Here is an 8,945-nt window from a genome sequence, read left to right on the forward strand (position 1 = left end):
TTAGATGACAGTTGAAGTAGGAACTAAAACAGAAGGTAAAGTTACGGGAATTACAAACTTTGGGGCATTCGTTGACCTAGGTGAAGGACAAAGCGGAATGGTGCATATTAGTGAGGTCGCTGACGGTTATGTCAAAGACATTCACGATGTGTTAACTGTAGGTGATACTGTTAAAGTTTTAGTTCTTAGCGAAAAGGACCATAAAATAGCATTATCAATTAAACAAGCGTCAGATAAGCCAAAACCAAAATTTCATTCATCACATCGCTCACACGATCGTAATGATAGAAAACCACAACAGCATAAACCCGAAAGTTTTGATGATATGATGTCTGGATACATGAAAGAAAGTGAAGACAGACTAAGTACTCTCAAGAAGAACACTGAAGGTAAACGTGGTGGTCGTGGCGGACGCCGTAGTTAATAAAAGTTATCGGGGTTGGGACTTTGTCTCAGCCTTTTTTAATTCAAAAGGAGGGCTAAATGGAACTTGATAATAGGATTATAGGTACAGTTCGCAAAACTTTGAAAAAATATCAAGCTCAAAAGGTCTTAATAGCTGTTTCGGGCGGAGTCGATTCGATGGTCTTGTTAAATGTGATTGCTCAAATTTTGCCAACTGATAAATTTGGTATCGTTAACGTTGATCATGATTTACGGCCTGAAAGTGCGGCCGAAGTTAAATTTGTTCAGGATTATTGTTTGAAAAATGATTATCAATTTTTTACGACCAAATGGTTGAATAAACCTAATGATGATATTGGTATGGAAGCCGCGGCCAGAAAATTTCGTTATGATTTTTTTGAAGAGGTTATGAAAAATGATAATTTTGATACGCTATTGACGGCGCATCACGGTAATGACTTGGCAGAAAATATTCTAATGAAGTTGATTCGTTCAGGAAATGCCTATGAAGTTGTTAGTTTGAAGGAACGGCGTGATTTTAATAAAAAGCAAATTGTTCGTCCCTTTTTAGATTTTGCTAAACAGGAATTATCGGAATATGCCGATATTCATAATATAAAACATGTTCAAGATGAAACTAATTTTGCTAACGTAACTTTACGTAATCGTCTACGAAATAATATTTTTCCTGAGTTACAAAAGGAAAATGGTCAACTGTTAGGACATTTCCGATTCTTTGATCAACAATTGACAGCTTTGATTGAGTTGGCCAAACAACAATTTCTACAAATTGAACATTTGATGGAATTGACAGAAAATAATCAACAGATCGTGGGTTTGATCAAACCAATATTAACTTTGAATCAAGAACAACAAACTTTATTTTGGGGTAATTTTTTCACGAAGCGGCGTTTGGATATTACTGTCAGCAACCGACAAATCAATCAGATCATAGAGATTATTGTTGGCAATGATGCGAATGCCTCTGTTAATTTGGAAAATTCTTGGCAATTTATTAGGACTTACGATCAATTTGTCGTTAAAAAAGTTCAGACACAAGATCTACGGGAACTAAAGCTGCAACTAGACCAGTCAGTGAAATTTGATAATAAACAGATGACTATTTCAGAAACCACCGATGATGAATCCTTAGCTTGGAATAAAAAGCCTCAAAAAATCACCCTAAGAACGCGTCGTGATGGTGATAAATTATTAATATCCAATGGTCAACATCAGAAATTGAGCAAGCGATTTATAAATGAAAAAATACCTGGATATGAACGTGATAATTATTTAGTTTTATTATTTGATAATCAGATAGTTTGGGTTGAAAAAATCTATAATATGGGCGATTATTTAAAAAAAGGTAATAAACATTACAAAATTAACTTTGTTGAGGTAAAAGAATGAATTCAGATATTGAAAGAGTTTTGGTTTCCAAAGAAGAGATCGAAAAGGCTAATGAACGTCTTGGAAAAGAATTAGCTGCGGAATACCGTGGTAAAAATCCCTTGTTTGTTTGTATCTTACGTGGAGCAGCGATGTTTATGATGGACTTGGTTAAGCATCTTGATATGGAAATGGAATATGACTTTATGGATGTTTCTAGTTACGGTGGTGAAAATACTGTTACCACTGGGGATGTTAGAATTATCAAGGATTTGGATACATCGATTCGTGATCGTAATGTTGTTATCGTGGAGGATATCATCGATACTGGTTATACTTTGGATCGTCTGAAGGAACTTTTTGATGCCAGACATGCCAAATCAATTAAGATTGTGTCTTTCTTGGATAAACCTGCTCGTCGAATCAAACACGTTGATGTTGATTATGTTGGAGTTCAGATACCAGATGAATTCGTTGTGGGATACGGTATGGATTACAACGAACATTATCGTAATTTACCTTATGTTGGTGTTTTAAAACCAGAGGTCTATACTACAAAATAATTCAGTTAGAGTTACAATTATTATTGTGTTACTGTTCACCAATGTTACAATATGTAACGTCTAAGTAATTAGGAGGAAATGTATGAAAAATAATCGAAATAGGTTAATCAATAATAGCCTGTTTTACATCTTGCTCTTTGTTGTTTTGGTTCTTGCAGCAAGTTGGTTTGCTGGTGGTCAATCCTCTGACCAATCAAAAACACTAAGCCAAGACCAATTCATTACACAATTGAAGCAAGGCAAAGTTAAGAACTTCAAGTTAGAACCTATTGGGGGAGCTTATCAAGTAAATGGTGAATACAAGAAGGCTCAAAAAGCTGAAACTACACGTTCTGTGTCACTATTTAGCCGTACTCAATCTACAAGTTCTACAGAAGTAACTTCGTTTACTTCAACGGTTTTGCCTAACAATGATACGTTAAAAATGATTAATACTGCCGCAATGGCTAAGGGCGTTAAAACTACTGCCGCTCCTAAGTCACAATCTGGACAATGGATATCATTGATTTTAACGGTGATTGTTCCATTTGCATTATTCTTCTTTATAATCTTTGCGATGATGGGCCGTGGAGGCCAAGGTGGTGGCGCCAAGGGCGTTATGAACTTTGGTAAATCCAAGGTTAAACCAGAAGATCCAAAGAAAAATAAAGTTAGATTTTCTGATGTTGCCGGTGCTGAAGAAGAAAAGCAAGAACTTGTCGAAGTTGTTGAATTTCTAAAAGATCCAAGAAAATTTGTCTCCTTAGGTGCTAGAATACCGGCTGGTGTTCTACTAGAGGGACCTCCCGGGACTGGTAAAACTTTACTAGCTAAGGCTGTTGCTGGTGAAGCTAAAGTTCCTTTCTATTCAATCTCTGGTTCAGATTTCGTTGAAATGTTTGTTGGTGTTGGTGCATCACGTGTTCGTGATCTATTTGAAAATGCCAAGAAAGACGCTCCATCAATCATCTTTATTGATGAAATTGATGCCGTTGGTCGTCAACGTGGTTCTGGTACCGGTGGTGGTGGTAATGATGAACGTGAACAAACTCTTAACCAATTATTGATTGAGATGGATGGATTTACTGGTAATGAAGGTGTCATCGTTATGGCTGCTACTAACCGTTCTGATGTCCTTGATCCTGCCTTGTTACGTCCAGGCCGTTTTGACAGAAAGATTCTTGTTGGTCGTCCTGACGTTAAGGGTCGTGAAGCTATTCTTAAAGTTCATGCTCGTAACAAACCATTTACAGATGATGTTGATTTAAAAGCTATTGCCCAACAAACTCCAGGTTTTGCTGGTGCTGATCTTGAAAACTTACTAAATGAAGCTGCTCTTGTTGCTGCTAGACGTGGTAAGCAAAAGATTGATCCATCTGATCTTGATGAAGCTGAAGATCGTGTTATTGCTGGTCCAGCTAAGAGAAATCATGTAGTTCCTGAACAAGAACGTCATACAGTTGCTTACCATGAAGCAGGACATGCTTTGATTGGTTTGGTCTTAAGTGACTCTCGTGTTGTTAGAAAGGTTACTATCGTTCCCCGTGGACGTGCCGGCGGTTATGCCATCATGCTTCCTAAGGATGATCAAAACCTTGCAACTAAGAAGGAATTGAATGAACAGATCACTGGATTACTTGGTGGACGTACAGCCGAAGAAATTATTGTCGGTCAACCATCATCAGGTGCTTCAAATGACTTTGAACAAGCAACTCAAATTGCTCGGACAATGGTTACTGAATATGGTATGACGGATCGCTTAGGTACTGTCCAACTTGAAAAGAATGGTCAACCATTTAGTGGTGGTAACTATCGTCAATTAGCTTCATACTCAGAAGACACTGCCACAGCGATTGATCAAGAAGTTAAACGTATTATCGATGAAGATCACGAACGTGCAAGAGAAATTATTCAATCACATCGTGAACAACATAAAATCATTGCGGAAGCTTTATTGAAGTATGAAACACTGGATGAAAAAGAAATCTTGAGTTTATTTAATACTGGTAAGATGCCAGCTAATGATCCAAATCAAGAGTTCCCAAGTGAAAGTGCTGCTACTTTTGAACAAGCCAAGAAGGCTGCTGAAGCAAAAGATGTTGCTAGACAAAAGAATGAAGGATCAGATAAAGATGATTCTGACAAGACTGATGCAAATGATCTTGACAAAACAACTTATCCTTCAGAACAACCAGATGACAAATCAACCGTTGATACTAAATCAGATGCTGATAAGACAACTGATACTGGTTCTGATGATTCATCAAACGATTCAAATAGCAATAATGATAATGACAATAATAAAGATAATTAATCAAAAAGGGCGACTCGAAAGAGTCGCTTTTTTGAACGGAGGAAACAGATATGACAGATACATTAACTAAAGCAATTTCCAAAGATGGTAAGTTTAGAGTTTACGTTGTTAATGCAACTGAAACAATTCAAGAGGCTCAAAAGCGTCATGATACTTGGAGAAATTCGAGTGCTGCCTTAGGAAGAACAATGATAGGATCAATTTTAGTTGCTACATCAACTCTAAAAGAGGATGAGGTTTTAACTACTAGGATTCAAGGCGATGGTCCAGTAGGTTCAATTGTAGTTGATGCCACGGCTCAAGGTAACGTTAAGGGATATATTTCTAATCCTCATGTGAGTTTAAAGGCTAGAGCAGACGGCCATATTGATGTAAAAGCTGCAGTTGGTACTCAAGGTACTTTGAGTATTACTAAAGATCTTCATTTAAAGGCACCATTTACCGGTCAAGTACCATTAGTTTCTGGTGAAATTGGTATGGATTTTGCCTATTATATGGCTAAATCAGAACAAATACCTTCTGCTATTGGTGTTTCGGTTTTTGTAACTCCAAATGAAGAAGTTGGCGCTGCTGGTGGTTTCTTAGTTCAAACATTGCCAGGTGCAACAGATGAAGATATTTCTAAAATCGAGGCCAACTTGAAATTGGTTCCCAATTTGTCAACTTTACTCAATGAAGGGTTAAGTAACAAAGAGGTTATGGAGAAAATTATGCATGGAATTGAAATGAAATATCTTCAAGATATGCCAGTTCAATTCAAGTGTGATTGTTCTAAGGAAAGATTTTCTAAGTCATTGGCTACTTTATCTAAAGCTGAACTACAAGCTATGATCGATGAAGACCATGGTGCTGAAGCTGTCTGCAAGTTCTGTAGTAATAAATATCAATTTAGTGAAACTGAATTGAAAGAAATTATTGCTGAAAAGAATTAATGATATTTGCCATGTGAATAGATAATTTGTTATTATTGCAAGTTGTAATTGAAAAAATTAGAGGTATAGCACATGGAATGGAAAATAGGCGACGTTACAATTCCTAATCAAATTGTCGTTGCACCTATGGCTGGGATAACTAACTCAGCTTTTCGCGTTACTGCTAAAGAGTTTGGTGCTGGATTAGTGGTCTGTGAAATGATCAGTGATCAAGGAATCAAATATCGTAATGATAAAACATTAGGTATGATGTTCGTTGATCCCAAAGAACATCCAGTCAGTATTCAAATTTTTGGTGGTAGCAAAGAGTCCTTAGTACAAGCCGCTCAATATGTAGCCGAAAATACTGGTGCTGATATTATCGATATCAATATGGGCTGTCCAGTTAAAAAAGTTACTAAGATTGGTGCTGGATCTAGTTGGCTTAAAGATCCTGATAAACTATATGATGCCGTCAAAGCAGTTAATTCAGCCATTGACAAGCCATTAACTGTTAAAATGAGAACTGGTTGGGATGACGACCATATTTTAGCGGTGGAAAATGCCTTGGCTGCTCAAGAAGCTGGTGCTGCCGCAATTGCTATGCATGGACGTACGAAAGCCCAAATGTATGCCGGACATTCTAATTGGGAAACACTACATGATGTCGCTCAACATTTAACGATTCCATTTATGGGTAATGGTGATGTTAAGACGCCTCAGGATGCTAAAACTATGATTGATGAAGTTGGTGCCGATGCTGTAATGGTGGGACGTGCTGTTCTGGGTAACTTGTGGCGCTTGAATGAAATGAATCATTATTTAGAAACTGGAGAGTTACTTCCAGATCCAACAGTTGAAGAAAAAATTAATATAGCTAAACTTCAACTCCAACGTCTGGTAGACTTAAAAGGTGAGCATGTTGGTGTTCCAGAATTTCGTCAACAGGCAGCATATTATCTAAAGGGAATTCCCTATGCTGTCAGGACACGTGCTAAAGTAATGGAAGAAGATTCCATGCAAGAAGTTTTTGACACATTAGATCAATTTGTTGAAAGTTACGAAAAACGAGAAGCGAGATCTTCAAAAAATTTCGTAGACAGGGGGAAAAATTTTGAGTAACGAGAATAAGAAGAAGCAACTGACTAAAGAAGATATAAAAAAGGCCAGAGTTATGAATGACCAATTGAAGGTCAGACGCGATAAATTACAAGAACTTTATGATGAAGGCGTTGATCCATTTGGTGCCAGATTTGAAAGAACTGCTTTAGCCCAAGAAATTCATGATAAGTATGGTGATGAGGATAAGGAAACTCTTGAAGAACAAGAACTTCCTGTTGTAATTGCTGGACGTATGATGACTAAACGTGGAAAAGGTAAAGTTGGTTTTGCCGATATCCGTGATAGATCTGGTAAGATTCAAATTTATGTTCGTAAAGATGTTGTTGGCGAAGAAAATTATCATATTTTCAAACGTTCAGATATCGGTGATCACTTAGGTCTTCACGGTGAAATCATGAAAACAGATATGGGTGAACTTACAGTTAAAGTAACTCACGTTACAATGTTAGCTAAGTCATTACGTCCATTACCTGATAAATTCCATGGTTTAACAAATGTTGAACAAATTTATCGTCAAAGATATTTGGATTTAATTGCTAACCCAGATAGTTTTGATCGTTTCAAGAAACGTACTAAGATTATTTCAGCTATTCGTGAATATTTAGATGGTGAAGGTTTCATGTCTGTTGAAACTCCTGTCTTGAATACTCAAGCTGGTGGTGCAAGTGCTCGTCCATTTATTACTCACCACAATGCCTTGAATATGGAAATGTATCTTCGTATTGCCCTCGAATTACCTCTAAAGAGATTAATCGTTGGTGGTTTTGAACGTGTTTACGAAATTGGTCGTGCTTTCCGTAATGAAGGTTTGGATACACAACATAACCCTGAATATACTTCACTAGAAACATACGCTGCCTACTGGAATATGTTTGATGTTATGAAAGAAGTCGAAGGTATGTTCAGACATGCTGCTGACAAAGCTAATGGAACACAAATGGTTACATACCAAGGTGAAGAAATTGATTTAAGCAAACCTTTCAAACGTATCAAAATGGTTGATGCTATCAAGGAACAAACTGGTATTGACTTCAGTGTTGATATGGATCTTGAACAAGCTCGTAAGTTAGCTGACGACAAACACGTTCACTATGAAGAATTCTGGGGCGTTGGTCATATCATCGCTGAATTCTTTGAAGAGTTCGTTGAAGATACTCTAAAGGAACCTACATTCGTTTACGAATATCCTTTGGAAGTTTCTCCATTAGCTAAGAAGAGTCAAGATAACCCTAACTTTACCGATCGTTTTGAAGTTTATATCTTAGGTCACGAATTTGGTAATGCCTTTACTGAATTGAATGACCCTATTGATCAAAAGGAACGTTTTGAAGCTCAAGCTAAAGAACGTGAAAATGGTAATGATGAAGCTGAACATATCGATAACGATTATGTTGAAGCACTCGAATATGGTATGCCACCAACAGGTGGACTAGGTATCGGTGTTGACCGTTTGGTTATGTTACTTACTGATGCACCATCAATTCGTGATGTTATCTTGTTCCCAACTATGAGACCAGAAGACAATTCTAATAACGAAGAATAAAAGATTTATTTTAAAAGAGTGGGACGTAACAAGTTCAGTTCTTGAACGTAAACTAACAGAATTATCGTTATGATGCCGCTCTCCACAAGGAAGAAAAAACGGCTGGAACATAGCGGGCACAACTTGGAACCTATCATCAATGCACAAGGCATTGACAATAGTTTTCAAGCTTGGCCTTTTACTAATCCGGCAAGATCAGCCGAATAAGTAAAATCTCGCTATTGAGCCATTTTTTCTTCCTTGCTCCGAGCTAGTTGGTTGGTTTCTGTATTGTGTAATTGAGAACTATTTTTATGTTACCGACTTTAAATAGATATTTAGTATTAAAATTTATCTTTCTAAGAATAAGGAAAAGCCTGTATTGACTGAAAATATCAGTTAATACAGGCTTTTTGAGTTAAAAATATGTTTTTCATTAACAGAAACAAATAGTAAAAGTGTTAATTTTTATGGAAGACGGGAAGTTAAGGTAACTTCTGCTCGAACCAATAAAAAAATATTTCAAAATACTTAAAAAATTTATTGACTTGGTTTATATGCAAAAGGTATACTAATATAGTTGTTTCAAACGAAACAGTCATGGAGGATTAGCTCAGCTGGGAGAGCATCTGCCTTACAAGCAGGAGGTCACAGGTTCGATCCCTGTATCCTCCATTAAGCAAAATGCTTAATGGATCTAATTAAGTTTTGCGGGTGTGGCGGAATTGGCAGACGCGCTA

General features: G+C 37.0%; 7 protein-coding genes and 1 tRNA gene. All 8 read left to right on the forward strand.

Annotated elements, in window-relative coordinates:
• Positions 1–4: 4 nt before the first annotated feature.
• Positions 5–424 carry a S1 domain-containing RNA-binding protein gene (locus tag IV57_RS11010; protein WP_057881575.1) on the forward strand — a complete coding sequence of 140 codons (420 nt, stop codon included), beginning with the start codon at positions 5–7 and terminating at the stop codon, positions 422–424.
• Between the two features lie 59 nt (positions 425–483).
• Positions 484–1,815 carry a tRNA lysidine(34) synthetase TilS gene (gene tilS / locus IV57_RS11015; protein WP_057881576.1) on the forward strand — a complete coding sequence of 444 codons (1,332 nt, stop codon included), beginning with the start codon at positions 484–486 and terminating at the stop codon, positions 1,813–1,815.
• Entirely contained in the window at positions 1,812–2,357 is a 546-nt protein-coding gene (hpt, locus tag IV57_RS11020) for a hypoxanthine phosphoribosyltransferase (protein WP_057881577.1), read from the forward strand. The genes tilS and hpt overlap by 4 nt, the downstream gene beginning before the upstream one ends.
• Before the next feature lie 82 nt (positions 2,358–2,439).
• Complete coding sequence (ftsH, locus tag IV57_RS11025) at positions 2,440–4,650, forward strand: ATP-dependent zinc metalloprotease FtsH (protein WP_057881578.1); 2,211 nt, start codon at positions 2,440–2,442, stop codon at positions 4,648–4,650.
• 50 nt (positions 4,651–4,700) lie between these two features.
• Complete coding sequence (gene hslO / locus IV57_RS11030; RefSeq protein WP_057881579.1) at positions 4,701–5,582, forward strand: Hsp33 family molecular chaperone HslO; 882 nt, start codon at positions 4,701–4,703, stop codon at positions 5,580–5,582.
• A gap of 72 nt (positions 5,583–5,654) precedes the next feature.
• On the forward strand, positions 5,655–6,683 hold the full coding sequence (gene dusB / locus IV57_RS11035; RefSeq protein ID WP_057881580.1) for a tRNA dihydrouridine synthase DusB: 1,029 nt from the start codon (positions 5,655–5,657) through the stop codon (positions 6,681–6,683).
• Positions 6,684–6,735: 52 nt separating this feature from the next.
• On the forward strand, positions 6,736–8,226 hold the full coding sequence (gene lysS / locus IV57_RS11040; RefSeq protein ID WP_057881582.1) for a lysine--tRNA ligase: 1,491 nt from the start codon (positions 6,736–6,738) through the stop codon (positions 8,224–8,226).
• A gap of 581 nt (positions 8,227–8,807) precedes the next feature.
• Positions 8,808–8,880: transfer RNA gene (locus tag IV57_RS11045), tRNA-Val, on the forward strand.
• Positions 8,881–8,945 lie beyond the last annotated feature (65 nt).

Origin of the sequence: Companilactobacillus kimchiensis (genome assembly GCF_001438805.1) — a bacterium.
Classification (GTDB): Bacteria; Bacillota; Bacilli; order Lactobacillales; family Lactobacillaceae; genus Companilactobacillus; species Companilactobacillus kimchiensis.

Bases quoted from the DNA above. Each gene is read 5' to 3' on its own strand.
- IV57_RS11010 (WP_057881575.1), top strand. From the start codon at position 5: ATGACAGTTGAAGTAGGAACTAAAACAGAAGGTAAAGTTACGGGAATT.
- tilS (WP_057881576.1), top strand. From the start codon at position 484: ATGGAACTTGATAATAGGATTATAGGTACAGTTCGCAAAACTTTGAAA.
- hpt (WP_057881577.1), top strand. From the start codon at position 1,812: ATGAATTCAGATATTGAAAGAGTTTTGGTTTCCAAAGAAGAGATCGAA.
- ftsH (WP_057881578.1), top strand. From the start codon at position 2,440: ATGAAAAATAATCGAAATAGGTTAATCAATAATAGCCTGTTTTACATC.
- hslO (WP_057881579.1), top strand. From the start codon at position 4,701: ATGACAGATACATTAACTAAAGCAATTTCCAAAGATGGTAAGTTTAGA.
- dusB (WP_057881580.1), top strand. From the start codon at position 5,655: ATGGAATGGAAAATAGGCGACGTTACAATTCCTAATCAAATTGTCGTT.
- lysS (WP_057881582.1), top strand. From the start codon at position 6,736: ATGAATGACCAATTGAAGGTCAGACGCGATAAATTACAAGAACTTTAT.